General features: G+C 67.3%; 26 protein-coding genes. 10 read left to right on the top strand and 16 right to left on the bottom strand.

Translation table 11 applies throughout. From position 1 onward, the window contains the following. Positions 1–52 precede the first annotated feature (52 nt). Both hemF and H6844_03875 read right to left on the bottom strand, forming a co-directional pair. Positions 53–931 carry an oxygen-dependent coproporphyrinogen oxidase gene (gene hemF, locus H6844_03880; protein MCB9928543.1) on the bottom strand — a complete coding sequence of 293 codons (879 nt, stop codon included), beginning with the start codon at positions 929–931 and terminating at the stop codon, positions 53–55. Beyond that, positions 928–1,449: a tRNA (cytidine(34)-2'-O)-methyltransferase gene (locus H6844_03875; GenBank protein MCB9928542.1), complete on the bottom strand. Its 522-nt coding sequence runs from the start codon at positions 1,447–1,449 to the stop codon at positions 928–930. Before H6844_03875 ends, hemF begins: the two co-directional genes overlap by 4 nt. A gap of 170 nt (positions 1,450–1,619) precedes the next feature. Here H6844_03875 and H6844_03870 point away from each other — a divergent pair, with 170 nt between their 5' ends. Beyond that, entirely contained in the window at positions 1,620–2,204 is a 585-nt protein-coding gene (locus H6844_03870; protein MCB9928541.1) for a DUF924 domain-containing protein, read from the top strand. A gap of 85 nt (positions 2,205–2,289) precedes the next feature. Here the strand turns inward: H6844_03870 and H6844_03865 are convergent, their stop codons facing one another. From H6844_03865 to H6844_03850, 4 genes are read right to left on the bottom strand one after another with little or no spacing between them, the layout of a single operon-like run. Then, positions 2,290–3,069: an SDR family oxidoreductase gene (locus H6844_03865; GenBank protein MCB9928540.1), complete on the bottom strand. Its 780-nt coding sequence runs from the start codon at positions 3,067–3,069 to the stop codon at positions 2,290–2,292. 16 nt (positions 3,070–3,085) lie between these two features. Beyond that, positions 3,086–3,757, bottom strand: coding sequence for a hypothetical protein (locus H6844_03860; GenBank protein ID MCB9928539.1), 672 nt, complete (start codon positions 3,755–3,757; stop codon positions 3,086–3,088). Continuing rightward, positions 3,754–4,818: an AI-2E family transporter gene (locus H6844_03855; protein ID MCB9928538.1), complete on the bottom strand. Its 1,065-nt coding sequence runs from the start codon at positions 4,816–4,818 to the stop codon at positions 3,754–3,756. Before H6844_03855 ends, H6844_03860 begins: the two co-directional genes overlap by 4 nt. Before the next feature lie 27 nt (positions 4,819–4,845). Then, positions 4,846–5,979 carry a DUF2066 domain-containing protein gene (locus H6844_03850; protein ID MCB9928537.1) on the bottom strand — a complete coding sequence of 378 codons (1,134 nt, stop codon included), beginning with the start codon at positions 5,977–5,979 and terminating at the stop codon, positions 4,846–4,848. 100 nt (positions 5,980–6,079) lie between these two features. Between H6844_03850 and H6844_03845 the strand changes: the two genes are divergently transcribed. The 4 genes from H6844_03845 to H6844_03830 all read left to right on the top strand — a co-directional run bounded on the left by H6844_03845 (position 6,080) and on the right by H6844_03830 (position 8,505). Beyond that, entirely contained in the window at positions 6,080–7,156 is a 1,077-nt protein-coding gene (locus tag H6844_03845; protein ID MCB9928536.1) for a phosphoribosylformylglycinamidine cyclo-ligase, read from the top strand. After that, positions 7,153–7,821, top strand: a complete 669-nt coding sequence (locus H6844_03840; protein MCB9928535.1) for a phosphoribosylglycinamide formyltransferase — start codon at positions 7,153–7,155, stop codon at positions 7,819–7,821. Before H6844_03845 ends, H6844_03840 begins: the two co-directional genes overlap by 4 nt. A 162-nt stretch (positions 7,822–7,983) precedes the next feature. Next, complete coding sequence (locus tag H6844_03835; protein MCB9928534.1) at positions 7,984–8,109, top strand: aa3-type cytochrome c oxidase subunit IV; 126 nt, start codon at positions 7,984–7,986, stop codon at positions 8,107–8,109. A gap of 189 nt (positions 8,110–8,298) precedes the next feature. Next, entirely contained in the window at positions 8,299–8,505 is a 207-nt protein-coding gene (locus H6844_03830; GenBank protein ID MCB9928533.1) for a dodecin domain-containing protein, read from the top strand. A 355-nt stretch (positions 8,506–8,860) separates the two neighbouring features. Here H6844_03830 and H6844_03825 read toward each other — a convergent pair whose 3' ends face one another. Continuing rightward, positions 8,861–10,966, bottom strand: coding sequence for a molybdopterin oxidoreductase family protein (locus H6844_03825; GenBank protein MCB9928532.1), 2,106 nt, complete (start codon positions 10,964–10,966; stop codon positions 8,861–8,863). A 64-nt stretch (positions 10,967–11,030) separates the two neighbouring features. Between H6844_03825 and H6844_03820 the strand changes: the two genes are divergently transcribed. Next, a complete protein-coding gene (locus H6844_03820; protein ID MCB9928531.1) occupies positions 11,031–11,396 on the top strand; it encodes a DOPA 4,5-dioxygenase family protein in 366 nt (121 codons plus the stop codon). A gap of 244 nt (positions 11,397–11,640) precedes the next feature. Here the strand turns inward: H6844_03820 and H6844_03815 are convergent, their stop codons facing one another. From H6844_03815 to H6844_03785, 7 genes are all read right to left on the bottom strand, one after another. Next, the gene (locus H6844_03815) at positions 11,641–12,030 is read right to left on the bottom strand and encodes a hypothetical protein (protein ID MCB9928530.1); all 390 of its coding nucleotides are present in this window, start codon (positions 12,028–12,030) and stop codon (positions 11,641–11,643) included. Between the two features lie 31 nt (positions 12,031–12,061). After that, a complete protein-coding gene (locus H6844_03810; protein ID MCB9928529.1) occupies positions 12,062–12,466 on the bottom strand; it encodes a GFA family protein in 405 nt (134 codons plus the stop codon). 28 nt (positions 12,467–12,494) lie between these two features. Beyond that, positions 12,495–13,070: a DNA-3-methyladenine glycosylase I gene (locus H6844_03805; GenBank protein ID MCB9928528.1), complete on the bottom strand. Its 576-nt coding sequence runs from the start codon at positions 13,068–13,070 to the stop codon at positions 12,495–12,497. 17 nt (positions 13,071–13,087) lie between these two features. Continuing rightward, entirely contained in the window at positions 13,088–13,978 is an 891-nt protein-coding gene (locus tag H6844_03800; protein ID MCB9928527.1) for an ABC transporter permease, read from the bottom strand. A gap of 24 nt (positions 13,979–14,002) precedes the next feature. Continuing rightward, positions 14,003–14,974, bottom strand: a complete 972-nt coding sequence (locus H6844_03795) for an ABC transporter permease (protein ID MCB9928526.1) — start codon at positions 14,972–14,974, stop codon at positions 14,003–14,005. A gap of 172 nt (positions 14,975–15,146) precedes the next feature. Further along, a complete protein-coding gene (locus H6844_03790) occupies positions 15,147–16,751 on the bottom strand; it encodes an ABC transporter substrate-binding protein (protein ID MCB9928525.1) in 1,605 nt (534 codons plus the stop codon). 224 nt (positions 16,752–16,975) lie between these two features. Beyond that, the gene (locus H6844_03785) at positions 16,976–17,206 is read right to left on the bottom strand and encodes a hypothetical protein (protein MCB9928524.1); all 231 of its coding nucleotides are present in this window, start codon (positions 17,204–17,206) and stop codon (positions 16,976–16,978) included. Positions 17,207–17,337: 131 nt separating this feature from the next. On the opposite strand from H6844_03785, the gene H6844_03780 reads away from it, so the two are divergent. From H6844_03780 to H6844_03765, 4 genes are all read left to right on the top strand, one after another. Beyond that, positions 17,338–18,426 carry an LLM class flavin-dependent oxidoreductase gene (locus tag H6844_03780; GenBank protein ID MCB9928523.1) on the top strand — a complete coding sequence of 363 codons (1,089 nt, stop codon included), beginning with the start codon at positions 17,338–17,340 and terminating at the stop codon, positions 18,424–18,426. Positions 18,427–18,437: 11 nt separating this feature from the next. Continuing rightward, positions 18,438–19,049: a DJ-1/PfpI family protein gene (locus tag H6844_03775; protein ID MCB9928522.1), complete on the top strand. Its 612-nt coding sequence runs from the start codon at positions 18,438–18,440 to the stop codon at positions 19,047–19,049. A 112-nt stretch (positions 19,050–19,161) separates the two neighbouring features. After that, positions 19,162–19,413: a type II toxin-antitoxin system ParD family antitoxin gene (locus H6844_03770; GenBank protein MCB9928521.1), complete on the top strand. Its 252-nt coding sequence runs from the start codon at positions 19,162–19,164 to the stop codon at positions 19,411–19,413. Beyond that, positions 19,400–19,687, top strand: coding sequence for a type II toxin-antitoxin system RelE/ParE family toxin (locus H6844_03765; GenBank protein ID MCB9928520.1), 288 nt, complete (start codon positions 19,400–19,402; stop codon positions 19,685–19,687). Before H6844_03770 ends, H6844_03765 begins: the two co-directional genes overlap by 14 nt. Before the next feature lie 222 nt (positions 19,688–19,909). On the opposite strand, the gene H6844_03760 is transcribed toward H6844_03765, so the two are convergent. Then, positions 19,910–21,358: a 2-oxo acid dehydrogenase subunit E2 gene (locus H6844_03760; protein ID MCB9928519.1), complete on the bottom strand. Its 1,449-nt coding sequence runs from the start codon at positions 21,356–21,358 to the stop codon at positions 19,910–19,912. Positions 21,359–21,386: 28 nt separating this feature from the next. After that, on the bottom strand, positions 21,387–22,820 hold the full coding sequence (locus H6844_03755) for a pyruvate dehydrogenase complex E1 component subunit beta (protein MCB9928518.1): 1,434 nt from the start codon (positions 22,818–22,820) through the stop codon (positions 21,387–21,389). Positions 22,821–22,830 lie beyond the last annotated feature (10 nt).

The raw sequence follows: 22,830 nt of genomic DNA, 5'->3' as shown, positions 1-22,830 counted from the left end.
GACAGGGAAGATAGGCTGGTGAGCCGGCTGGAAAAGACTCCACCCTAGCGGCTCACGGCCATTTCGCTTCCGGCGGCATGGACATGAGGATCGCCTCGGTATTGCCGCCGGTCTTGAGGCCGAAGGCGGTGCCGCGGTCGTGGATCAGGTTGAACTCCACATAGCGGCCGCGGCGCACCAGCTGGTGCTCGCGGTCGGCTGCGGTCCAGGGCGCGTGCATGTGGCGACGCACCAGTTGCGGGTAGATGTCCAGGAACGCCTCGCCCACCGCCCGGGTGAAGGCGAAGTCCGCCTCCCAGTCGCCGGTGTCGAGATAGTCGTAGAAAATGCCGCCGACGCCGCGCGCCTCGCCCCGGTGCGGCAGATAGAAATAGTCATCCGCCCATTGCTTGAACTTGGGATAGTAGGCCGGGTCGAAGCGGTCGCAGCAAGCCTTCAGCGCGCCATGGAAGTCGGCGGTGTCGCGCTCGTCCGGCACCATGGGCGTCAGGTCGGCGCCGCCGCCGAACCAGGCGCGAGAGGTGACAATGTGCCGGGTGTTCATGTGCACCGCCGGCACCTTGGGCGAGCGCATGTGCGCCACCAGCGACACGCCGCTGGCCCAGAAGCCGGGGTTTTCCGCAGCCCCCGGGATTTCGGCCGCGAATTTCTCGGAAAAGCGGCCGTGAACGGTGGAGACGTTGACGCCCACCTTCTCGAACACGCGCCCGCGCATCACCGCCATGATGCCGCCACCGCCGGGGCCGGAGTCCGGATCGTCGGAAACCGCGTTGCGGCTCCAGGGTTTGCGTTCGAACCGGCCAGGGGGCAGGTCGCGGTGCGGCCCGTCCGCCAGTTCGTCCTCCAGCCGCTCGAATGCGGTGCAGATGCGGGTGCGGAGCGCCTCGAACCAGTCGCTGGCGCGCTGTTTCCGGGCATCGGTGGCGGTCATGGCAGCGGGTCCTCGAACGGGGAATCGGAAAGGGGGTCGGGCGGAAACCCGTCGGGGGGAATTCCGTTGGGCGGAAACCCGTCGGTCTGGCGCAACGCCTCGCCCAGCACCAGCGCGGCGGCCAGCGCCACGTTCAGCGAGCGGGCGGTGGCGCGGAGGGGTATGCGGATGGCAAGGTCGGCGCGGTGATGCACGTCTGGCGGCACGCCCGCCGACTCGCGGCCCAGCAACAGCGTGTCGTCCGGCCGGAAAGCCGCGTCGGTGTGGCGGAGCGTGGCGCTGGTGGAGAGCAGCACCAGCCGGCCCGGCGGCCGCGCCTCCAGGAAGCGGGGCCAGGAGGCGTGGCGGACCAGGTCGACACCGGCCAGATAGTCCATGCCGGCCCGGCGCAACCGGCGGTCGTCCCAGACGAAGCCGCAGGGCTCGATCACGTCGACGCCGACGTCCAGGCAGGCGGCCAGGCGCAGGATCGCCCCGGTGTTCTGGGGAATGTCGGGTTGGTAGAGGGCAAGGCGCATGGCGCTAGATTTAGGCCGGTGCCGGCCGCGGCGGCAAGGGGATGCGGGCGCGCAGCCTCCCCCTTCCAGCCCCGGCCGTCGCTCGGGGTTGCCGATCCGGTGTCGAAGCCTTACTTCCAGGCCTGACCGCACGCCTTTTCGACGACCCACGCCCCGGAGCCCCCGCCGCCATGAACGATTCCCATCCGCCCTATTCGGCCCAGCAGGTGCTGGATTTCTGGTTCGGCGCTCCGAACGAGCCGGGCTATGGCGAACCGCGCAAGGCCTGGTTCGCCAAGGACGAGGCCTTCGACGCGGAAATCCGCCGCCGGTTCGGCGGGCTGCACCAGGCGGCGAGCCACGGCATGCTCGACTATTTCTGGAAGGATGTCGCGGGCCCGAACCTGGCGCTGGTCATCACCCTCGACCAGTTCTCTCGCCAGTTCTATCGCGGCGAGGCGAAGGCCTTCGCCCAGGACGCCCACGCGCTGCGCGTCGCCAAGCACGCCATCGACGAAGGCTTCGACCGCGACGCGCTGCCGGTGCAACGCCTGTTCTGGTATCTGCCGTTCGAGCACAGCGAGGCGCTGGCCGACCAGGACCGCTCCATCGAACTGATCGAGCCGCTGGGCAATGCGGAATGGACCCGCTATGCGCGCGAGCACCGGGACGTCATCGCCCGGTTCGGCCGCTTCCCGCACCGCAACGCCGCGCTCGGCCGCGACAACACGCCGGAAGAACAGGCCTATCTGGACCAGCCGGGCGCCGGCTTCTGAACCCGGGCGCTCCCGAGCGGACTTTTGCCGCTCGGGGTGGGGCCTGACACGAAAAGGGGCCTATCGCGAAAAGGGCCGCAACGGCTCAGATATTCGCCGGGAAGTGGCCGCCATCCATCAAAATGTTTTGGCCGGTGATGAAGCCCGCATGGACGCTGCAAAGAAAGGCGCAGGTGGCGCCGAACTCCTCGGCGGTGCCGAAGCGTTTGGACGGGTTCTCGTTCATGCGGGCCTGGCGCAGGTCCGCTTCCGGCTTGCCGGTGACCTGGGCGGCGTGGCTGAAATTGCCCTTCAGCCGGTCGGTGTCGAACGGGCCCGGCAGCAGGCCGTTAATGGTCACGTTGTGCGGCGCCACCTCGCGGCAGATGGTAGAGGAAAATCCGGTCAGTGCCATGCGCGCCGCCGTGGACAGGCCCAGATTCGGCACCGGCATTTTCACGCTCTGCGAGGTGATGTTGACAATGCGGCCGAACTTGCGCTCCGCCATGCCGTCGACCACGGCGGTGATCATCTCCACATGCGAGAGCAACTGCGCCTCCAGCGCCGCCAGCCAGCGCTCGCGCGTGTCGGTGCGGAAATTGCCGGGCGCGGGCCCGCCGGCATTGGTCACCAGAATGTCCGGTTCGGGGCAGGCTTGCAGGATCGCCGCCCGGATTTCGGGTTGGGTGATGTCGCCGGGGATCGCGGTGACCGGCACGTTGTAGCGGCTGCGGATTTCCTCGGCCGTGGCCTCCAGTTCGCTGGCGGTGCGGGCGTTGATGAACAGCGCGCAGCCTTCCTCGGCCAGCGCCATGGCGCAGCCCTTGCCCAGGCCTTTGCTGGCGGCTTCGACAATGGCCTTGCGGCCGCGAATTCCCATATCCATTGGCGTCTATCCTCCGCTAATTCGGGTCTTTTGGGGCCAACACGTCCTGCGCGAACTGCCGGGTGATCTTGCGACGCTGCGCCAGCGAGGCCCGGTCGAGCCGGGCCACCGCGGCGGCAACGGCCGCGCAGGAGCGTTCCAGATGAATGAGCATAAAGGCGATCACGGAGTCTGGCACGGTGATTTGCCGGTCGGCGAACAATTTTGCGGCCAGTCCGGCCAGCAGGGTGTCGCCGGGCGCCTGCAAGCCCACGGCCGGGAGCGCCCGCAGGCGCGAGTCGAGATCCGCCAGGCCACTGCTCCAGGCGGCGGCCGGCTCGCGCGCGGTGAGCAGAAAGGAATGGCCGCGCTCGCGGGCCGTGTTGATGAGATGAAACAACGCCCGGGGATCGCCGCACCGGTCAATGTCGTCGATGGCCATGTTGCCGTCAAGATGCAATGCGCTGGTCAGGGTCAGGCGGTCGGCCGGTTGGCATTCGGCTGCGGCCCGCGCCGCCCAGATCGCCGCCAGATGGGTCTTGCCACTGGCGGCGGGCCCATAGAGCAACAAGCCGCCGCCCGGCCAATCCGGCCAGGCATCCAGCCAGCGCACGGCCTCGGCATTGCTGTCGGCCACCAGGAAGTCCGCCTCCCCCTGGGCCGAGCGCACCGGCAGCGGCAGCGGCAATTGCCGGGCGGTGCCGGTCATGACCGCCCCCCGTGATCGTACAGGTCGCTGGCCCGGTATTGCGCCACCAGGAAGCGCACGCCAACCCCGATGACGGCGGCCACCGGCACGGCGATCAGCATGCCGACAAAGCCCATCAGCGAGCCGCCGGCAAACAGCGCGAACATGACCCAGACCGGGTGCAGGTTGACCTTGTCGCCCACCAGTTTCGGCGTCAGCACATTGCCCTCGATCGCCTGGCCGGCCACGAAAATCGCCGCCACGATGCCGATGCGCAGCGGATCGTTGAATTCCACCAGCGCCAGCCCGACGCTGGCCACGAACCCGAACATCGAGCCCATATAGGGGATGAACGAGACCAGACCGGACATCAGGCCGATGGTGAAGCCGAAGGGCAGGCCCGCCAGCGCCAGCGCCACGCCATAGCCGAGCCCCAAGGTCAGACACACGCTGGACTGGCCGCGCAGGAAGCCGGACAGCGTGTCGTCGACCGCGTGCGCCTGCTCCCGGACGGTCTCCCGATACTCCGGCGGCACCAAACCGTCGGCCTTGGCGACAATGCCATCCCAATCGCGCAGCAGGTAGAAGGCCACCACCGGGGTCACCACCAGCAGCGACAGGAATTCGAACAGGGCCATGCCCTTGGCAAAGACGCCGGAAACCATGCCGGTCAGGATATTCACGCCGCTGCCCAGTTCCGACGTCACCGCGCTTTTCAGGCGCTGGAAATCCTCCGGGCTCACCACGCCCTGCAAATGGTCGAGCGACCCCACCAGCCAGGCCTGAAAAGCCGAAACGATGTCCGGCAGGCGGCCGGCCAGGCCGACGATCTGGCTCTGGACCACCGGCACCAGCAGCAGGATCACCACCACGGCCAGAACGGCGAAGGCCAGCAGCGTGAACAGCGCCGCCCAGCCGCGGCCGACGCCCCACGCCTCCAGCCGGTCGGCCACCGGATCCAGAAAATAGGCGATGGCGAGGCCGGCCACGAACGGCAGCAGGATCGGCTGAAACAGCCATAGCAGCAGGATAAACGCGGCCAGGATCAGCAGCCAGGCCGCCGCCCGCTCGCGCACGCTCATGGCCGCGCTCCCCTGTCTGGCGGCGGCCTAGCCATTGACGTGCAGCACCCAGCCGCCGGGCTCCTGGGTCAGGCGCATGCCGAACTGGGCGAGCGCCTGGCGAACCTGCTCCAGCGAAAAGCGATAGCCGAGGCGAAACTCCGCCTGTTGCGGCGTCAGACGCGACACCACCACGCTGTCGACGCCGTCGACCTCGCGCAGCCTTTGCAGTGCGGTGGCATAGTCGCCCAGCCGGGTGAGCGGCACCGATACCAGCAGCGAATTGCCCCCCGGCCCGCTCTGGCGCTGGTTCTCGCGCTTCCAGGCGTCGGCCAGTTCGTCGAGCATGGTGGCCGCGGCCGTCCGCGTCAGTTGCTCCGCCGCCATGCCGGCACGGCCGCCCGGCTGGCCGGTGAAGCGGCGGGTGAAGGGACCGGCGGGAGCCGCCCCCTGCCCGGTGAGCGTCACCTCCAGCACCGGCTTGGCCGTCCGCGGGTCGACCGCAAACCGGCCGAGCGCGACCACGGCACCGCCGGCATTGTAGGTGCGGGCGACGCGTTGCAGCGCGGCCGCGTCGCCGGCCACGGCCTGATCGGCGCTCAGTTGCAACTGCTCTTCCGGCTTGCCCTCGGGCAGAAGCGTGGTGAGCAGACCATCGGTGCCCACTTCCTCGCTCCAGGCCGTGTGCCAGGGGTTCGGCACTTCCCAAAGCTGGCGGGCACCGGCCCAGTCATAGACCGGAAGGATCAGCAGCGGCGGGCTCGCCCGGTCGCTGAACGGAATGCGCCGGGCGTCCAGCAGCCGGCGCACCCGGTCCGGCACGAAGCGGATCGAAAGGTTGGCCTGGTAGGCGGTGGCGGTCACCTGCTCGCGCATCACGTCTACCGCGGCAATCAGTCCGTTGAGAATGTCCGGCGTCAGCGCCGGCTCCGAGGCCTGGTAGGCGCGCGGCACCAGGCGCTGAAACAGATGGTGAAACGCGGCCTGCCGTGCCTCCGCCAGGCCCTGATCCTGGGCGATCTGACCGGTTTGGGCCTGTTTGTTGACGGCGATATCGGTAACCGTATACACGCCGGCCGCGCCTTGCGCCCAGGCCGGAACCGCCAGCAGGGCCCATGCCAGCGCGACGAGCCCTGCGAGGCCGGGCCATGCCTTGCCGTTCGCCCATCGCCTGCGTTGCATTGCCAAGCCCTTTCGCTATGGTCCACTCGATTCGGGCCCGGGCCCGGATGAATCACGATTGGTTCTTATATCGGCTTCTTCTTATCAAGGCGAGGTAGGCATGTCCAAAGGCGGACGCCGCTATGCGGATGCCGGTGTGGATATCGAGGCAGGCGATGCCTTCGTCCGGGCGATCGGCCCGTTGGTGGCGGCAACGGCGCGCATGGGCTCGCGGCCGGATCTGCGCGGCTTTGCCGGCGCCTTCGACCTGAAAGCCTGCGGCTATCGCGATCCGCTGCTGCTGGCGGCGACCGACGGGGTCGGCACCAAGCTGCGCATTGCCATCGACACCGGCCGACACGACACCATCGGCCAGGATCTGGTGGCCATGTGCGCCAACGACCTGATCGTCCATGGCGGCGAACCGCTGTTCTTCCTGGACTATTTCGCCAGCGGCCATCTGGAAAGCGACGTGGCGACCGCGGTCGTCGCCGGCATCGCGCGCGCCTGCCGCGAGGCCGGGTGCGCCCTGATCGGCGGCGAGACGGCGGAAATGCCGGGCATGTATGCCGCCGGCGACTATGACCTGGCCGGCTTCGTCGTCGGCGCGGTCGAGCGGGACGCCTATATCGACGGCAGCCGCGTCGCCGCAGGCGACGTGTTGCTGGGGCTCGCCTCCAGTGGCGTGCACTCGAACGGCTACAGCCTGGTGCGCAAGGTGGTGAGCGACCTGGGCCTGGCCTGGGACGCCCCGGCCCCGTTCGCGCCGGAACTCTCGCTGGGCGAGGCGCTGCTGGCACCGACGCGGCTCTATATCCGCCAGGCCCTGGCGGCGGCCAGGACCGGCCGGGTGCATGCCATCGCCCATATCACCGGCGGCGGCCTGCCCGGCAACCTGCCGCGGGTGCTGCCGGACGGGCTGGGCGCGGCCCTGGACGCCGGCGCCTGGACCCTGCCGGCGGTGTTCCGCTGGCTGCACGAGGCGGGCGAGGTCGCCGTCGCGGAAATGCTCAAGACCTTCAACTGCGGCCTGGGGCTGATCCTCGCGGTGCCGCCCGAGGGCGAGGCCGAAGTGCGCGCCGCCCTGGCCGACGCCGGCGAGCCCGATGCGATCCGGCTCGGCACGATTCAGCCGGTGGCCGACGGCGCCGAACGGGTGCAGTGGCAGGGGGATGCCCCCTGGCGGCTGACCCGATGAGCGGCAAGACCAAGCTCGGCATTCTGATCTCCGGGCGCGGCAGCAACATGGCCGCCCTGGTTGCCGCCGCGGCCGACCCGGCCTATCCGGCGGAGGCGGCGCTGGTGCTGGCCAACCGCGCCGATGCGGCCGGGCTGGAGCACGCCGCCGCCCGGGGCGTTGCCACCGCCGTCGTCGCCAGCAAGCCGTTCGGCAGGGACCGGGAGGCGTTCGAGCGCGCGCTGGACGCGCGCCTGCAGCAGGCCGGGGTGGAACTGGTCTGCCTCGCCGGGTTCATGCGCCTGCTCACCCCCTGGTTCGTCGAACGCTGGCGCGACCGGCTGGTCAACATCCATCCTTCGATCCTGCCCGCGTTCAAGGGGCTGGACACGCACGAGCGGGCGCTGGCGGACGGCGTGCGCTGGCATGGCTGCACCGTGCATTATGTGCGGGCGGAGATGGACGCCGGGCCGATCATCGGCCAGGCCGCCGTGCCCGTTCTGCCCGGCGACGACGCCGACATCCTGGCCGCCCGCGTGCTGGCGGCGGAGCACCGGCTCTACCCGCTGGCGGTCGGGCTGGTGGCCGAGGGGCGGGCGCCGGTCGTGGGCGAACGGGTGAGGCTGCACCCGAGCGTTGCCGTCGCCGAAACCACCCTGCTCAACCCGACCGACGGACGCGCCTGAAACGGGCATACTCAAAACGGGCATACTCAAAACGGGTGGGCGCAAGACGTGCGCCCTCAAACCGCATAGATACGGGCGCGCTTGCCGGGTAGGCATTTGGTCTGAAACAATCGCGTTGCCGCCACCAATGGCGGGTCGCCGCTTTGAGGGATGCCTGAAGTCATGGAAAACTTCGAAGACTCCGTCCGCCGCCACCGGGCCAGCTGGGACGCGTTCAGCCATCTGATGCTGTATTCCACCGTCAGCGTGCTCGTCGTGCTGGCGCTGATGGCGATCTTCCTGCTCTGATCGCGCCGTTGGCGCCGCCCGATCGGAATTCCGGGCGCGGCGCCCGTTCCTCTTGAGAATCGCAGTCGACCGAGCGCGCTCCGTCATCGAGCGCGGCGGCTGGTTGTGCTTTCGAACTGGTTATTATTGTCGCAGGCGCGGCCCGTCCCCACGTCAAGGGTGTTCACGCAACGGAAGGAACACCCACGGATGAGCAACGTCTACAAGGTCACCGAGATTGTCGGCACCTCCGAGGAATCGATTTCGGACGCCATCCAAAGCGCCATCGCCAAGGCCGGCGAAAGCATCCGCAATCTGGAATGGTTCGAGGTCGGGCAGGTGCGCGGCTGGATCAAGGACGACAAGGTCGGCCATTATCAGGTGACGATGAAAATCGGCTTCAAATACGACAAATAGCCCCGGCGACGGACCGGAGTCCCTCGCTTCCCCGGACGGTGCGGAGCGCCGGTCCGGGGCCTCCGTGGGCGCGCGCATATCGGTGCCGGCGGTGTTCGTGAGGGCGGGAGATCCCGGCCCCCGCCTCCGGCGCGGCCGGGAAAGCTCGCTCTGCGGGGCCGGAATTCGGCCGGGAAGGCTCACTCTATGAACGTCAAGTCCGCACTGCGAGCGCAGCCCGAGGCTGAAGCGGGTGGAGAGTTGCCGTCGTCACCCTTGAGCGAACCCAACGTCCCCGCTTCCCCGGACGGTGCGGAGCGCCGGTCCGGGGCCTCCGTGGGCGCGCACCATTACCCCGCAAGCCGCGCCCGGACGGCTATTCCGCCGGCCGGATCCAGACGGCGGTGTCGTGGAACGGCGCGCCGCCGATCGGCGCAGACGGCTGCGACGAGGTCAGCCGGTTGATGCCGACGCCCTCGGGAAAGGCGTGGTTCGGCCAGACGCTTTCCACCACCACCGTGTTCGGCGTCAGCCCGTCGAAATAGCGGGCATGCACGGTGACCGCGCCCTTCTCGTTGCCGATCCGCACCGGAGCGCCGTCGGCGATGCCAAGCGGCGCGGCATCCTCGGCCCGGATCATCACCTCCGGCCGCCCTTCCCGTTTGCGCGAAGTCGGCGTTTCCGTGAAGGTGGAATTCAGGAAGGACCGCGCCGGCGCCGTCACCATGCGGAAAGGCTTCTCGGCCGTGGCCCGGTCGATGGCGTCCCAGTGGTCCGGCAGTGCCGGCATCCGGTCCGCCGGGCCGAACCGGCCGGTGCCGGTGGCGTCGTCGGTCGGTGGAATGCCGGTCCAATCCGGCTTGAAGCGGAACTTGCCATCCGGCCAGGCGAAGCCGTTCAGATAGTGCGCCTCTTCGAACGGCACCTGGCAATCGACCCATTTGCGGACCAACAGCTCGTCGTAAGAGCCCCGTTTCGACGCCTTCAGGGTCGCGTCGACCAGATCGCGCGCGCTCATGCGGAAGGCCGGCTGCGGGCAGCCGAGCCGCTGCGCCAGCGCGTTGATCACCGCCACGTTCGAGCGGCAGTCGCCCGGCGGCTCGATCACTTTCGGCCCCAGCAGGATGTATTGGTGGCCACCGCCCTGGTAGACGTCGTCATGCTCCAGGAACATGGTGGCGGGGATGACGATGTCGGCCATCTTGGCCGTGTCGGTCAGGAACTGCTCGTGCACGCAGGTAAACAAATCCTCGCGCGCGAATCCCCGATGCACCTTGGTCAGGTCCGGCGCGACCATCATCGGGTTGGTGTTCTGGATGAACAGACCGGTGACCGGCGGGCCGCCGCGCAGGGCCTCGGGATCGCCGGTCAGCACTTCGCCGATCCGGCTCATGTCGAGCCGGCGGATCGACGGGTCGGCATAGTCGCGCCCCTCCACCAGCGTCTTGTTCCAGCGATAGATGTCGCGGTTGTTGTGGAAGGCGCCGCCGCCCTCGAACTGCCAGGCGCCGCTGACCGCGGCGATGGAGAGCACGGCGTGCATGTTGTGGGCGCCGTTGCGCTGCCGCGTCATGCCATAGCCAATGCGCAAAAAATGCTTGCGGTTTGCCGCCAGCAGCGCCGCGAACGCCTCGATCTCCGCCGCCGGCACGCCGCAAATCGCCTCCGCCCATGCCGGCGTGCGCGTTTGCAGATGCGCCTCCAGCTCGCCCGGGCAATCGGTGTAGCGCTCCAGATAGGGCCGGTCGGCATGGCCGTCGCGGAACAGCACGTGCATGACCGCGCAGGCGAGCGCCCCGTCGGTGCCCGGCCGCACGCACAGGAACTGGTCGGCCTGGCGGGCGGTCTCGGTGCGGTAGGTGTCGACCACCACGATCTTGGCGCCGCGGGTCTTGCGGGCGTGCGCGGCGTGGGTCATGACGTTGACCTGGGTCGCGACCGCGTTGGTGCCCCAGATCACCACCACGTCGGCCACCCGCATCTCGCGCGGGTCGGCGCCGTGCAACGAGCCGGTGCCGGCGACGAAGCCGTTCCAGGCGGTGGGCACGCAGATGGTTTCGTGTTGGAAGCTGTATTTCTTGGCGTGGCGCAGGCGATGGATCGAATCGCGCTGCACCTGCCCCATGGTGCCGGCATAGAAATAGGGCCAGACCGTCTCCGATCCGTAGCGGGCTTCCGCCTTCAGGAACGCCTCGGCGGTCTCGGCGATCGCGTCCGCGAACGAGAGTTCCCGAAATTCGCCGGAGCCCTTGGGGCCGGTGCGCTGCAAGCAGGCGGTCAGCCGGTCGGGGTGGTGGATGCGCTCCGCGTAGCGCGCGACCTTGGCGCAGATGGCGCCATCGGTGTAGCGGTTTTCGTGCGAGCCTCGCACCCGACCGATGGTGCGGTCGTCCAGCCGTTCCACCTCCAACGCGCAGGTGGACGGACAATCGTGCGGGCAGGCGCTAAACACTGTTTCGGGACTTGCAAGGGAATCGGGCACTGCCGGGCTCCTGTCGGGCAGGCAACCTGCCTATATGGATGGACAGAAACGCGGAGGTTAGCAGATGTCGGACGCACGGGCCATCACCGGCCGGATTCAGGACTATCACATTCACGTCTATTACGACGCGACCACCAAGCCCAAGGCCGAGACGCTGCGGGCGAAGCTGGAGGCGGCCTTCCCTGCCGCCGTCTATGGCCGCTGGCACGACAAGCCGGTGGGTCCGCACCCCGAATGGTCCTACCAGGTGCATTTCCCCAAGGAATTGTTCGCCGAGATCGTGCCCTTCGTGGCGCTGGAGCGCGACGGCCTGACCGTGCTGGTTCACCCCAACACCGACGACGACCTGGCGGATCACCGCGACCACGCGTTCTGGATGGGCACCATGCCCGAGTTGAAGCTCGGGATTTTCGACCGCGACAAGGCCTGACTGTCGCTTCCGTTCGGCGAAGCACCGATGCCCCCCCCCCGACGGGGCGAAGGCCCCCGTACCCCGGACGGTGCGGAGCGCCGGTGTTCCCCGGACGGTGCGGAGGCCCCTGTTCCCCGGACGGTGCGGAGCGCCGATCCGGGGCCGGCGTCATCCTGCGAACACCGACCGCGCGGGTGTTCGATGACGGCAACCGGTCCCGGCCCACCGCTCCGCGGCGGCCGGGAAACACCGGTGCCGCGACTCATCGCACCTCGGGCCGGTCCCGGCCGGTCGCGACCGGTGGGCCGAGCGGCAGCGGCTCTTGCTCGCCCCTGGCCGCGCCCCTCGCGGCCCGGCGCCGGTTGCGCAGCCGCAGCACGCGCCGCCAGCACCAGCCGCCGCCCTTGCGCGCCGCCCACAACGGTGCCTGCAAGACCGACAGGAACACGATCCCGAGCAAGAACCCCTCGGCCTGATCGACCAGGACGAGGTTGACCACATTGCGCGCCACCCCGGCCAGCCCGCCCGCGTCCAACAGCCAGCCGGTCAGCCAGTTCGAGGCATCATAGAAGGCGGCATACGACGCCTTCGGGTCGGACACGCGCCAGGCGTAGAGCGCACAGGCGATCAGGCCGACCACCGCGCGCATCATGCGCCGTCACCCTGCCCGGCCCGCCGCGGGGCTATCCGGGGCGGCGCTCGAAGGCCGGCACGCCGTCCGGCAAATGGTGGAAGGGCTGCTTGTCGATGGTGAAGATCGCCGCCTGCGGCCGGAACCCGCTCGGATCGTCCAGCGTGCCGACCTTGACGATCATCGAGTCCGGGCGCGCCGGCGCGCGCGTGCCGAGGCCGGTGCCGCAGGTCGGGCAGAAAAACCGGGTGACCGGCCGCTCCAGGTCGCTGCGGGCGAAACTGGCCGGCTCGCCCTTGGTCCAGCGGAAGCCCGCCAGCGGCAAGATGACGATGGCGTTCGGATGGCCGCCGGTGATGTACTGGCATTCGCGGCAATGACACTGAATCTGGGCCTGGGGCTCGCCGTCCGCCTCGTAGCGGATGGCGCCGCAATAGCAGCCGCCGGTGATGCTCATGGTCTTCGGTCTCCGGACATCGGGAGGTTTAAGCCAGGGCGGCCACTTCAGCATGCCTGGGACAGGAAACCAAGTGGTCGTTCACCAGCCCCATGGCCTGCATGAAGGCGTAACAGGTGGTGGGGCCGCAAAAGCGGAAGCCCAGCCGCTTCAACTCCTTCGCCAGGGCCTTGGAGGCGGGCGTTTCCGCCGGCACCTCGGCCATGGAGCGCCAGGCGTTCTGTTGCGGCCGGCCGTCGACAAAGCCCCAGACCAGGTCGGCGAACGAGCCCCGCTCCATCAGGGCGAGCCAGGCCTGGGCGTTGGTCACGGTGGCGGCGATCTTGGCCCGGTTGCGGATAATGCCGGCATCCGCCAGCAGCGCCGCCTGCTTCGTCGCGTCGTAGGAGGCGATCACGTCGGGGCGAAAGCCGTCGAAGGCGGCCCGGAAATTCTCGCGCTTGCGCAGGATGGTGATCCAGGAGAGGCCGGCCTGGAACCCTTCCAGCACGATCTTTTCGAACAGGGCGCGGTCGTCGAACTGCGGCACGCCCCATTCGGTGTCGTGATAGCGCTGGTATTGCGGGTCGTCGCCGGCCCAGGGGCAGCGGTGCAGCGGTTGGATGTCGGTCACGGGCAGCCCTATTTCGAGCGCAGCCGCGGGTCGAGCGTGTCGCGCACCGCATCGCCGAACAGGTTGAAGGCGAACACCGCCAGCGTGATGGCGAGGCCCGGGAACAGCGCGATCCAGATGGCGCTTTCGGCGTATTCCTCGGCGCCGCCCTGCAACATCAGGCCCCAGGCCGGCGTCGGCTCCTGCACGCCCAGGCCCAGATAGCTGAGCGAGGCTTCCGCCAGGATCGCCTGGCCGAGAAAGCTCGTGAACATGATCAGATAGGGCGCCATCACGTTCGGCGCCATGTGGCGCAACACGATGCGCACATGGCTGAAGCCCAGCGAGCGGGCGGCGTCGATATAGGGGATTTCCCGCACCTGCAACGCGCTGGAACGCACGACACGGGCGCAGTTGGGAATCATCGGAATGGTGATCGCCAGGATCACGTTTTGCGTGCCGCTGCCGAAGGTGGCGACGATGGCCAGCGCGATGATGATGGACGGGAACGCCATGAACACGTCCATGACCCGCTGGAACAGCAGGTCGAACATCCCGCCCAGATAGGCGCTGGTCACGCCCAGGACCAACCCCAGGGTCGAGCCGACGAACGAGGCGACGAAGCCGACCAGCAGCGCGGTCTGCGCGCCATAGATGATCCGGCTCAAAACGTCACGACCGAACTGGTCCGTGCCCAACAGGAATTCCGCGCCCGGCGGCGTCAGCATGTTGGCGAAATCGTTGAGTTCCGGGTCGTAGGGCGCAACCTGGCTGGCGAAAACCGCCACCAGGATCATGATGATCAGAAGCACGCCGCTGATGGCGCCCATCGGCTGGCGACGGCACCAGCGCAGGACGGTGGTCAGGATCGTCTTGCGATCCGGCAGGCGGGCGGGTTCGATTTGGCTGACAGCGGTCATCGCCAGGGGCTCCTTCCCGACCGGCTAGCTATAGCGGATGCGCGGATCGAGCCACGCATAGATCACGTCGATGCACAGGTTCGAGAGCACGAACACCACGGCCACCAGCAACACCAGCGACTGGGTCATGGTGTAATCATAGTTCGTGACGCTCTCGACGAACAGCTTGCCGAGCCCGTTCAGGTTGAACACCTGCTCGGTCACGACCAACCCGCCCATCAGAAAGGCGAACTCGATGCCCATGACCGTGATCACGGGCAGCATCGCGTTCTTCAGCGCGTGGCGGTTGACGATCACCTTCTCGATCACCCCCTTCGCCCTCGCGGTGCGGATATAGTCCTCGCGCAGGACTTCCAGCATGGCGGACCGGGTCATGCGGGTGGAGACGGCCGAATAGCGATAGCCGGTCGCCAGGGCGGGCCAGATCAACTGGGACAGGTTGTAGAACGGGTCCTCCCAGATCGGGACATAGTGGATCGGGGGCATCCAGGGAACGCCGGTCGCCCATTGGGTGGTGAGCAGAATGCCCAGAATGATCAGAATGCCCAGCCAGAAGGACGGCATGGCGATGCCGGCGATGGCAAAGGACCGGACCAGATAATCGACCCAGGTGTTCTGCTTGACCGCGGAGATGATGCCGAGCGGCAGCGCCAGCGCAATCGAAACGAACGTGGCCATCAGGGCGATCTGAAGGCTCAATTGGAAGCGCAGCCCGACCTCGTGAATGATCGGCTGCTGGGTCCACATGGAAATGCCGAAATCGAAGGTGAAGAACTTCAGGAACCAGGTGGCGAACTGGATCAGCAGCGGTTCGTCGAGACCGAACTGCGCCCGGCACGCCTGGATCGCGGCGTCGTCCACGAATCCGCCCTGCCCGCCCAGGCGCACAAGGCAGACATCGCCCGGAATCAAGCGCAGCAGGAAAAAGATGAAGATGCCCGCGCCAATCAGCGTCGGCACCATCATGATTACGCGTTTGACCAGATACTTGTGCATAGAGACGAAGCTCTTCCTTCCGGAGACCTCGGACAGACGAGACTTGCCCAGGATCGACGGCCCGAGGGACCCAAAACCCCGCCCCGGCAATCACGCACGCCGGGCCGGGTGCCGCCTCGAACCGGCCGGCCGGGATGGTCCCGGCCCGCCGGTCCGCGACGGGTGAAACCGGCTACTTGTCGAGCCAGACATTCACCAGCGTTTGTCCCAGATAATGGCTCGGGCTGATCTTCCAGCCCTTGACATAGCTGCGGTACGGAACGATCCGGTTCCACCACAGCACGATCATGTAATGCGCCTTTTCGTTGATGATATAGTCTTCGAACTCGCGCAGATACTTCTTTGCGTCCTCCGGGTTCGTTGCCATGGCAGCCTTGTCGTAAATGGCATCGCCCTCGGCGTCGTTGTAACCGCGATAATTTTGCGGCGAACGATCGATCGACAGGTTGTTGGCCGTGTCGAGCAGCGGGTTCACCACCGACTGGCAGCTGGCCGTGACCGCGGCCTCGTAATTCTTGGTCTCGCGGAACGAGCGGAACCATTCGCCGGTCGGCACCGCGCGCTGCGTGGCCGTGACGCCGATCTTCTTCCACTGGCCGATCAACCAGGTGCCGGCGATCTTGTACGGCTGATCGACATTGCGGTTGACCAGGTCGAAGGACAGGTTCTCATAACCCGCTTCCTTCAACAGCCGACGGGCTTCCGCACGCGACTTTTCGATGTCGGGCCAATAGCCCACCATCTTCTCCAGTTCCTCCTTGCTGCGCGCATAGGGGTGGCCCGGGAAGATGATGCCGCCGACGGTCTTCATGATGGCGATCTTGGACAGGTATTCCGAACCGCCCCAGCGGTCGATGGCCAGGGTCAGCGCCTTGCGCACCCGCTCGTCCTTGAACGGCTCGAACCCGTGATTCAGCGACACCGACACATTGCAGTTCCAGGTGCTCTGCTGCACCGTGATCTGGTCGCCCAGGGCCGCAATCAGGTCGTCGCGCGCTTTCGGCGGGAAGGCCCGGAACTCGATATCGGCGCGGCCACCGCGGATCGCCTGGACCCTGACGGACTGCTTCGGCGCGATGATGGCGTTGAAGCCGTCCAGATACGGCCGGCCTTCCTTGAAATACTTGTCGTATTTGACGCCGCTGATCAACGCACCGGCCTGGACTTCCTTCAGCTTGAAGGCGCCGCTGCCATCGATATTCGTCTTGTACCAGTTCGGGTCCTTGGCCAGCTTGTCGGCCGAATAGATCCAGTTATAGGGGTTTGCGAGCGCCGGAATGAACGCCTGCGACGGCCGCTTCAGATGAAACACCACCGTATAGTCGTCGGTCGCCTCGACACTGTCGACCATCTCGTACATGTAGCTGCGGACGGACAACACGCCCTTGGGCGGATTGATGATGTGGTTGAAGCTGGCGACCACATCGTGCGCGGTCAGTTTCTGACCGTCGTGGAAGGTCGCGTTCTTGACGATGGGGAAGGTGTAGGTCAGCCCGTCATCCGTCGGCTGGGGCACATCGCCCACGCAGACATCGCAGACAAAATCGGTCGGATCGGCCGGATTCTCCGGGTTGACCTTGATCAGAAGGCTGTAAAAGGGCGCAATCGGGTGAATGACCCCGAAGGTCGATTCCTGATGCCCGTCAAAGCTTGGCTGGCGCGAACCAACGACGAAGTTCAAGATGCCGCCGTATTTCGGCGTTTCGGCTTCAGCCGCACCGGTGAGCGTTACCGCCACCGTCGCAGCCGCGATCAGTGATCGCCGCAAAAGTCCCATGTTCGATCCTCCGTCACGGTTCCATTGACGCAATGCATTCCCGCATCGCATAGCTGCACCCTAAAAACTGCATGGCTGTCCGTCAATTCGCGAAGATGCGGACTTGCCAGAATTCCCAGGGATCGGAAATCGGGCACAAAAAAATGGCGGAAGCCGGGTTCCGGCCTCCGCCAAGTGATCAATCAAGGGTTTGGACACAAGGGTCCACAGGGCGATGGACAGCGTCAGCCGTCGGCATCGTCCTGCCACACTATATAGGCAATGCGTCCCGCTAACGGAATAACCGCCAGCGCCAAAACGACCGCTGCGACCATTGCCGCAGCAACCGGCAAAGCGGTGAGATAACACGCCATGCCGACCCAGAAGGCGATCGCGGCCGCGCAAAAGCCCCAAACCGCCAACACCCGTCGCGGGTGATCGCCGCCCGCCTGGCCCGACAACTCCAATGTGCTCATTTTCACCTCCGCGGTTGCATCGCTCCGGTTCCCATTGTTGACTTAGCGCAACGGCCCGCCGGCGGCAGTGATGTCGGTTACACTTTGGTCCCACCAACCGGTACAATGGGAAGCGCGCAATGCATGTAGGCATGTCTGTCATTTTTCAGAATCCGGGGCACACCCGCCCCGACCGCGATGTCTGGCGCGAGGAAATGGCGCTGGCCGAACGGGCCGAGCCCCTGGGCTTCGAGTCGGTCTGGAGCGTGGAACACCATTTCACCGACTACACCATGTGCCCGGACCCGTTGCAGTTCCTCTCCTACATGGCCGGGCGCACCAAGCACGCGAAGCTCGGCACCATGGTGGTGGTGCTGCCCTGGCGCGATCCGCTGCGGACGGCCGAACAGATCAGCATGCTGGACCATATCAGCGACGGCCGCCTGATCCTGGGCCTGGGCCGCGGCGCCGGCCGGGTGGAGTTCGACGGCTTCCGCCTGGACATGGGCGAAAGCCGCTCGCGCTTCGTCGAGGCGGCGCAGATGGTGCTGAACGGCCTGGAGAGCGGCCATGTCGAATTCGAGGGCCAGCACTACCGGCAGCCGCGTGTCGCCATCCGGCCCGAGCCGTTCCAGAGCTTCCGCGGCCGCACCTATGCCGCCGCGGTCTCGCCGGAAAGCTCCCGCATCATGGCCGAACTGGGCATCGGCTTGCTGGTGATCCCGCAAAAGCCGTGGGAGCACGTGGCCAAGGAATTCGCCGAATACAAGGCCCTTTATCGCGAAGTGAACGGCGAGCCGGCGCCGAAGCCGGTCGTCGCCGCCTGGACCATTGTCGACGAGGACGAGAGCCGAGCCTACGAGCGGGCGCGGCACTATATCGGCGGCTACTGGCAGACGGTGCTGGACCACTACGAGTTCCACAAGGACCATCTGAAGGGCCAGAAGGGCTATGAGTATTACGGCAAGTTTGCCGAGCACCTGCAGCAGGACGAGGACGGCGCGATCCAGTTCTTCATGGACCTGCAGGTCTATGGCACGCCGGAGCAATGCGTGCAGAAGATCACCAAGATTGCGGACCGCATGGGCTCGGACCAGTTCACCGGCATTTTCTCCATGGCCGGCATGCCCCATGACGAGGCGCGGGCCAACATGGAGCTGTTCGCCGCCAAGGTGATGCCGGCGCTGAAGGCGCTGCCGCCGGCGGAGGAACGGGTGCCCGGAGCCGTGGCGGCGGAATAGGAGCGAGGGTCATGGCCAAAACCATCGGCGCGGTGATCTTCCCCGGCTTCGAACTGCTGGACCTGTTCGGGCCGCTGGAAATGTTCGGCATGCTGGAAGACGCCCCCGGCATCCGCATGGTGGCGGCCACGGCCGAGCCGGTGACGAGCCGCCAGGGGCCGGCGAGCGTCGTCGACGCGACCTTCGCCGACGGTGCGGCCTTCGACCTGTTGCTGGTGCCGGGCGGCCCCGGCACGCGGCCGGGCGTCGAGGACGCCACCTTGATCGGCTGGTTGGGAGAGGCCTCCGACGCTTCCTCCCTGGTGACGACGGTCTGCACCGGCAGCGCCCTGCTGGCCCGGACCGGCCGGCTCGACGGCAAGGCCGCGACCAGCAACAAGGCGGCCTTCGCCTGGGTGACGGAGCAAGGCCCGCTTGTGCACTGGAAGCCGGAGGCGCGCTGGGTCGAGGACGGCAAGTTCCTGACCTCGTCCGGCGTTTCGGCCGGCATGGACATGGCGCTGGCGGCAATCCAACGCCTCTATGGCGCCGCCGAGGCCGAGCGCATCGCCACCCGCACCGAGTATGACTGGAAACGCGACCCGTCCTGGGACCCGTTCGCCAGGGTGCACGGGCTGGTGTGAGCCGCGATCCAGACCGCCTTCATCGGCATCGCAACGGTAGCCTGGATCAAGAGTGCAGGCCCTTTGCGAAAGTACCAATCTTTGGTACCTTGCTCTGGAAAGGAGCCTTTCGATGAAAAACACGTCCGTGGCCCTTGGCGAGCATTTCGAGAATTTCATCGCCGGACAGGTTGCCTCGGGCCGCTACCGGTCCGCCAGCGAAGTCATGCGCGACGCCCTCCGCCTGCTCGAGGAGAGGAACCGGCATCGGGACGCCGTGGTTGCGGCGCTAATCGAAGGCGAACAAAGCGGCGTCAGCGACCGCACCCCAGAGGACATTCGCGCGGCGGTGAGGCAGGAAATGCAGCGGGATGGCCGCGTATAGGCTTACGCGCAAGGCCGATGCGGACCTGGAAAGCCTCTATCGCCATGGCATTCAAACCTTTGGCATCCAGCGTGCCGACCGGTATTTCGACAGCCTCCTGGCCAGATTGGGCCAGATCGCGGCCAGCCCCCTGCAATTCCAGGCGTCAGACTACCGCGAGGGCTACCGCCGCAGTGTCCATAGCCCGCATACGATCTATTTCCGGATCATCGCTCCTGAGACGGTCGAAATCGTCCGCATCCTGCGTGGGCAGGACCCGAGGGAAGAGCTTTGAGCCTACTGGCCTTGGCGCTCGAAGGGGTAGGAGGCCCACTGGGTCGAAGCCGAGCGCGTGGCGACCCGCACCGAGTATGACTGGAAGCGCGACCCGTCCTGGGACCCGTTCGCCAGGGTGCACGGGCTGGTGTGAGGGCGGCAGCCACCCTCTCGATCAGCGCTGCGCGCAAACTCGGGATGAACCGGGAAACTGAGCGGCCCTACCGGCCCGCTCCTGTCGTCAGAGCAGCATCAGCGCCGGGTTCTCGATCATTGGCTTGAAGGCGGCCAGGAACTGGGCGCCCAAGGCGCCGTCGATGGCGCGGTGGTCGACCGAAAGCGTGCAGCTCATGACGGTCGCCACCGCCAGCTGGCCGTTCTTCACCACCGGCCGCTGTTCGCCGGCGCCCACCGCCAGAATGGCGCCCTGGGGCGGGTTGATGACCGCGTCGAACTGTTTGACGCCGAACATGCCCAGATTCGAGATCGAGAACGTGCCGCCGGTGAACTCCATCGGCTGCAGCTTGCCCTCCCGCGCCCGCTTGGCGAGGTCGGCCATCTCGGCCGAGATATCGGCCAGGCCCTTGGTGTGGGCGGCGCGGATGATCGGCGTGATCAGACCGTTCGGAATCGCCACCGCGACGGAGATGTCGGCGGAGCGGAACTTCAGCAGCCCCTCGTCGACATAGGCGGCGTTGGCGTCCGGCACGCGCATCAGCGCCATGGCGGCGGCCTTGATGACAAAGTCGTTGACCGAGACCTTCACCCCCTCCGGCGCGTTCGCGTTGATCTGCTTGCGCACCTCCAGGAGATTGTCCAGTTCCACATCCACGGTCAGGTAGAAGTGCGGCACGGTCTGCTTGGAGGCCGTGAGCCGCCGCGCGATGGTCTTGCGCATGCTGGTGTGCGGCACCAGCTCGTAATCCGGCAGGCCGGCCAGTTCCGGCCGGTCCAGCTTCGGCTGGGCTGCCGGCGCCGCGGCCGCGGGCGCCGCCTCCTCGGCCAGTTCCGGCAGGCCGTCGCGCTGCACCCGTTCGATGTCGCGGCGAATGATGCGGCCGTTCGGGCCGGAGCCCTCGATCCGTTCCAGCGGCAGCCCCGCCTCCTTCGCCAGGCGCCGCGCGAGCGGGCTGGCGAACAGGCGGCCCTCGCCGCCCGCGGCAGCGGCGTTTGCCCCGCCGACACGGGCGTTGCTGCCGCCCAGCATGGCCCGCTCAATGTCCGCCTTCACCACCTTGCCGCCCGGCCCGGTCGGCGTGAGGACGTTCAGATCCAGGCCCGCCTGCTCGGCCATGCGCCGGGCGAGCGGCGTCGCCTTCACCGCGCCATTGGCCCGGGGCACGGGGGCGGATGAGGCCGGCGCGGCCTTGGGCGTCTCGGAGGATGCTTCCACCGTCTTCGCCGGTGCCGCGGGCGTGGCCGCCGCCTCCGCGGCGGAGGCATCCTCGCCGTCGGCCAGCAGCACGGCGATGGGCGCGTTGACCTTCACGCCCTCGGTGCCTTCGGCCACCAGCAGCTTGCCGATCGTGCCCTCGTCGACCGCCTCGAATTCCATCGTGGCCTTGTCGGTCTCGATTTCCGCCAGCAGATCACCGGCGCGAACGGTATCGCCCTCTTTCACCAGCCATTTGACCAGATTGCCTTCCTCCATGGTCGGGGAAAGCGCGGGCATCAGGATTTGCGTCGGCATGGGCCGGGGTCCCGTCGAACGAAGCGGATCAGTCGGCGTAGGTCACCTGGCGCGCCGCGGCGACGATGCGCTCGGCGCTGGGCAGGGCCAGTTTTTCCAGATTGGCGGCATAGGGCATGGGCACGTCCTCGCCGGTCACGCGCACCACCGGCGCATCCAGCCAGTCGAACGCGTGTTCCATGCAAAGCGCCGCCAGTTCCGAGCCGATGCCGGCATAGGGCCAGCCTTCCTCGACGCTGACCAGGCGGTTGGTCTTGCGCACGCTGGCGATGATGGTGGCGACATCCAGCGGCCGGATGGTGCGCAGGTCGATCACCTCGGCCGAAATGCCCTGTTCCGCCAGTTGCTCGGCCGCCGCCAGCGCGTCGCCGCAGGCGCGGGAGAAGGCAGTGATGGTGAGGTCCGTGCCCTCGCGCAGCACCTTGGCCTTGCCGAGCGGCACCACCCAGTCCTCCGCGGTCGGCACCTCGAACGACTGGCCGTAGAGAATCTCGTTCTCCAGGAAGACGACCGGGTTCGGATTGCGGATCGCGCTTTTCAGCAGGCCCTTGGCATCGGCGGCGCTGTAGGGCGAGACCACGATCAGGCCCGGCACGTGCGCATACCAACTGGCATAGCATTGCGAATGCTGGGCCGCGACCCGCGCCGCCGCGCCGTTCGGGCCGCGGAAGACGATGGGGCAGCCCATCTGGCCGCCGGACATATAGAGCGTCTTGGCGGCGGAGTTGATGATCTGGTCGATGGCCTGCATGCCGAAATTCCAGGTCATGAACTCGACGATGGGCCTGAGGCCGGACATGGCCGCGCCGACACCCAGGCCCGTGAAGCCGTGCTCGGTGATCGGCGTGTCTCTGACGCGCTTGTCGCCGAATTCCTCCAGCAGGCCCTGGGTCACCTTGTAGGCGCCCTGGTATTCCGCCACTTCCTCGCCCATGACGAAGACGCGGTCGTCGGCGCGCATCTCCTCCGCCATGGCGTCGCGCAACGCTTCGCGCACGGTCTGGGTCTGGGTTTCGCCCATTGCCCCTTCCGGCGCGATATCGGCGCCGGGCAGGCCGTCGACCGTTGCTGCCACCACGGGGGCGGCTGGCGCGGGAGACGCCTTTCCGTTCGCCTTTGCGGGCGGCGCGGCCGCGAGCCGGGGTTCGGCCTTGGCCGGTTTGGCCCCGTCCGGCGCCTTTGCCGGCGCCGCACCGGACGGGCCGTCCGGCACCGCCTCGCCATCGGCCACCAGCACCATGATCGGCGCGTTGACGGCGATGCCTTCGGTGCCCTCGTCAACGAGAATGCGGCCGACTTTGCCTTCGTCGACCGCCTCGAATTCCATGGTCGCCTTGTCGGTCTCGATCTCGGCGATGACATCGCCGGCCTTGACCTCGTCGCCTTCTTTTACCAGCCATTTCGCCAGCTTGCCCTCTTCCATCGTGGGCGAGAGCGCCGGCATGAGAATGTCGATGGCCATAACCTCTGGG

The organism is Alphaproteobacteria bacterium, from assembly GCA_020638555.1.
Lineage (GTDB): Bacteria > Pseudomonadota > Alphaproteobacteria > Bin95 > Bin95 > JACKII01.
This window is presented reverse-complemented; position numbering and strand designations above follow the sequence as displayed.

Coding starts and splice junctions, on each gene's coding strand:
- H6844_03800 (MCB9928527.1), bottom strand. CDS start 13,978: ATGACCGCTGTCAGCCAAATCGAACCCGCCCGCCTGCCGGATCGCAAG.
- H6844_03760 (MCB9928519.1), bottom strand. CDS start 21,358: ATGCCGACGCAAATCCTGATGCCCGCGCTTTCCCCGACCATGGAGGAA.
- H6844_03765 (MCB9928520.1), top strand. CDS start 19,400: ATGGCCGCGTATAGGCTTACGCGCAAGGCCGATGCGGACCTGGAAAGC.
- H6844_03840 (MCB9928535.1), top strand. CDS start 7,153: ATGAGCGGCAAGACCAAGCTCGGCATTCTGATCTCCGGGCGCGGCAGC.
- H6844_03860 (MCB9928539.1), bottom strand. CDS start 3,757: ATGACCGGCACCGCCCGGCAATTGCCGCTGCCGCTGCCGGTGCGCTCG.
- H6844_03815 (MCB9928530.1), bottom strand. CDS start 12,030: ATGATGCGCGCGGTGGTCGGCCTGATCGCCTGTGCGCTCTACGCCTGG.
- hemF (MCB9928543.1), bottom strand. CDS start 931: ATGACCGCCACCGATGCCCGGAAACAGCGCGCCAGCGACTGGTTCGAG.
- H6844_03775 (MCB9928522.1), top strand. CDS start 18,438: ATGGCCAAAACCATCGGCGCGGTGATCTTCCCCGGCTTCGAACTGCTG.
- H6844_03830 (MCB9928533.1), top strand. CDS start 8,299: ATGAGCAACGTCTACAAGGTCACCGAGATTGTCGGCACCTCCGAGGAA.
- H6844_03790 (MCB9928525.1), bottom strand. CDS start 16,751: ATGGGACTTTTGCGGCGATCACTGATCGCGGCTGCGACGGTGGCGGTA.
- H6844_03865 (MCB9928540.1), bottom strand. CDS start 3,069: ATGGATATGGGAATTCGCGGCCGCAAGGCCATTGTCGAAGCCGCCAGC.
- H6844_03845 (MCB9928536.1), top strand. CDS start 6,080: ATGTCCAAAGGCGGACGCCGCTATGCGGATGCCGGTGTGGATATCGAG.
- H6844_03770 (MCB9928521.1), top strand. CDS start 19,162: ATGAAAAACACGTCCGTGGCCCTTGGCGAGCATTTCGAGAATTTCATC.
- H6844_03810 (MCB9928529.1), bottom strand. CDS start 12,466: ATGAGCATCACCGGCGGCTGCTATTGCGGCGCCATCCGCTACGAGGCG.
- H6844_03855 (MCB9928538.1), bottom strand. CDS start 4,818: ATGAGCGTGCGCGAGCGGGCGGCGGCCTGGCTGCTGATCCTGGCCGCG.
- H6844_03780 (MCB9928523.1), top strand. CDS start 17,338: ATGTCTGTCATTTTTCAGAATCCGGGGCACACCCGCCCCGACCGCGAT.
- H6844_03820 (MCB9928531.1), top strand. CDS start 11,031: ATGTCGGACGCACGGGCCATCACCGGCCGGATTCAGGACTATCACATT.
- H6844_03870 (MCB9928541.1), top strand. CDS start 1,620: ATGAACGATTCCCATCCGCCCTATTCGGCCCAGCAGGTGCTGGATTTC.
- H6844_03755 (MCB9928518.1), bottom strand. CDS start 22,820: ATGGCCATCGACATTCTCATGCCGGCGCTCTCGCCCACGATGGAAGAG.
- H6844_03785 (MCB9928524.1), bottom strand. CDS start 17,206: ATGAGCACATTGGAGTTGTCGGGCCAGGCGGGCGGCGATCACCCGCGA.
- H6844_03875 (MCB9928542.1), bottom strand. CDS start 1,449: ATGCGCCTTGCCCTCTACCAACCCGACATTCCCCAGAACACCGGGGCG.
- H6844_03835 (MCB9928534.1), top strand. CDS start 7,984: ATGGAAAACTTCGAAGACTCCGTCCGCCGCCACCGGGCCAGCTGGGAC.
- H6844_03850 (MCB9928537.1), bottom strand. CDS start 5,979: ATGCAACGCAGGCGATGGGCGAACGGCAAGGCATGGCCCGGCCTCGCA.
- H6844_03795 (MCB9928526.1), bottom strand. CDS start 14,974: ATGCACAAGTATCTGGTCAAACGCGTAATCATGATGGTGCCGACGCTG.